This window comes from Luteibacter sp. P4_D7_3 (assembly GCF_056401735.1).
Map to the genome: position 1 here is coordinate 1 of NZ_JBFUIT010000449.1, position 2,470 is coordinate 2,470.

General features: G+C 63.4%; 2 protein-coding genes. Both read right to left on the reverse strand.

The annotated features are described in order from the left end of the window. The coding region (locus AC1DSN_RS21330; RefSeq protein WP_477332735.1) for a Ca2+-dependent phosphoinositide-specific phospholipase C at positions 1 to 804 on the reverse strand (804 nt) is incomplete at its 3' end. Positions 805 to 822: 18 nt separating this feature from the next. Continuing rightward, on the reverse strand, positions 823 to 2,470 hold a 1,648-nt coding region (locus tag AC1DSN_RS21335), incomplete at its 5' end, for a GH92 family glycosyl hydrolase (protein ID WP_477332737.1).

Below are 2,470 nucleotides of genomic sequence, written 5' to 3' on the forward strand. Positions count from 1 at the left end.
GATCAGGCGGCCTCGCAGCGACGGATGGCCCTCACTATAGACACCTTCCATCTTGCGCTGGTCGAGCAGGAACACCACCTTGCCACGCGCCTTGTCCACGGTGGGCCAGCCACCCTGGCGCACGGCTTCGTCCAGACTCGCGTGCCCGCCGCGCACATCGTCGGGAACGACCATCTCGTTGCGCGGGAAGACCGAAGCGATTTCCGCGTCCAGCGCATCGAACACGGCCGGGGTAAACGGCTCGGGGATCACCGTCGGGATTTTCACCTTCAGCGGGTCCTGCTTGGTCTCGACCAGGACGAACAGCGGCGTGTGTCTCGGGTGAGCCTTCGACCAGGCGCGCAGTTCGGCCAGGCATGCCGTGAACGGCTGGCAGGTGCTGCGCTGGTCCACGCCCTGGATGTGCATCACCTTGAAACCCGGCTTCTCCCAGGTCCCCGGCGCTGCCGTCGGCGGATCGGCCGGCAGGCCATTGAGCGCGATCATGTGATCCATCGCCGGATCCAGATACAGGCCACCCTTGGCGTCCGAGAACACATCCAGCTCCACCTGGCGGACACCGTCGTCAAGCTGGCGGGTCAAGGACGGATGGCTATAGTCGATCGCAGCGAATTCCTTCGGCGCTTCTTTCAGCATCACGCGCCTGGCGCTGGGCGCGAAACCGGCGTGATAGCTGTTATGCGTACCAATGACCTGGATCTGGTTGATGTGGATGTCGCTTGTAGCGGCAGCGAGCAACGAGGCCGACGCGACGAGAGACGAGGCTGCGGCAAACGGCAGCAGGTAGGAACGTAGGGAAGCCATGAATATCCTTCGGGTAGATCAGCGGCTATGGCGTTTGCAGAGAGCAAAGTCGGAGTCGGACATGGAAGGCGGTGGTGAGGTCGTACCCCAGCGCGACGGTGTCGGACCCATCACGAGATCCAGCGTGCCACCCTTGGCGATCTGGCCGTGGCGGAACCACGCCGCGTTCAGCGGGTGACCATTGAGCGTAGCCGATTGCACATAGYGGTTCGTGCCATCGGGCGTGAAGTGCTCGGCGTGTACGCTGAAGGTGTTGCCACCACCCAGGTCGATCGTCGACTCTCGGAACGATGGCGTGCCGATCAGGTACACGTCCTGGCCCGGGTTCGGATAGAAGCCCATCGACTGGAACGCGTACCAGCTGGACATCGCGCCGGAGTCGTCGTTACCCGGGATGCCACCACGATCCGCGCCGAAGGCACGATGCAGGAACGTCGTGACACGATCGGCCGTGAGGTCCGGACGTCCGGCCCAGAGGTAGAGGTCCGGAATCAGGAAGCCCGGCTCGTTGGTGATATCGAAATGCAGGTTGTCGAAGACCGTATCCAGGCGCTTCACGAAGGCTTCGTTTCCCCCGGACATCGCGATCAGCTTGCGCACGTCCTGCGGGGCATAGATCGAATACGTCCACAGGTCGGCTTCGTAGTAGAAGTCCGGCCACGTACCCCGACGGACAAGGTACTGCGGTGCCCAGCTACCGTCTTCGTTGCGCGGACGAAGGAAGCCCTTGACGCCTTCCTGCTCGCTCGTCGCATCCCACAGGTTCACCCAGTTGCCGGCATGGGCGCGGTATAGCTTCGCTTCGTCGTCATGACCCAGGCCGCAAGCGACTTCGGCAATGCTGAAGTCGTCATAGGCATATTCCACGGTGCGCGAACCGGCGCGTTCCGTCGGCTGCGCTACATAGCCAAGTCGGTTGTATGTCTCCAGACCCCCACGTCCTTCCTTGCGCGCATCGGTGGGCGCCACCGTGGCGTCCTTCACCATGGCCTTGAATGCCGTCGCGTAGTCGATACCGGTGAGACCCTTGACGTACGCATCCGCGACCAGAACGTTGGCATTGCTGCCGCCCTGGGTGCGGCCGTTGTCATTGCCGACACGTGCGTCGGGCATGTAACCGGCATGGCGGTAGGTATCCACCAGCGAGCGCACGATGTCACGCTGCACGTCCGGCGCGATCAGGGTCAGGAGCGGGCCCTGGCTGCGGAACGTATCCCAGATCGCCTGGAAGTCGTCGTAGTACGGCTCGGCGGAGGTCCACTTCGGGTTCTCACCCGTGTGGTCGGAGGGCATCATCATGGTGTGATAAAGCGCCGTATAGAACGTCCGCCGCTGCGTGTCGTCCGCACCGGTGATCTCAATGCGGCCGAGCGCCTTGTTCCACGCGGCAACGGCAGCCTGGTGCACGTCGTCGAAACGGAAGCCGCGCGCCTCTTCCGTGGCATTGCGATGGGCCTGTGCCTCGCTCACGAACGAAATGCCGACCTTGGCCTGGATCGCCTGCCCCGCCTTCACCTGGTAATCGAACGAGGCACCAAGCGGCATGGCGCTGGTGGCGTGGACCGACGATGCCGTGCTGATGTTCTTGTCGAGCCATGTCCGCGTCGCTACCGCAGGCGTATCGACGATCATGTCCACGTACACGTCGTACGGGCCGCCTTCGTTC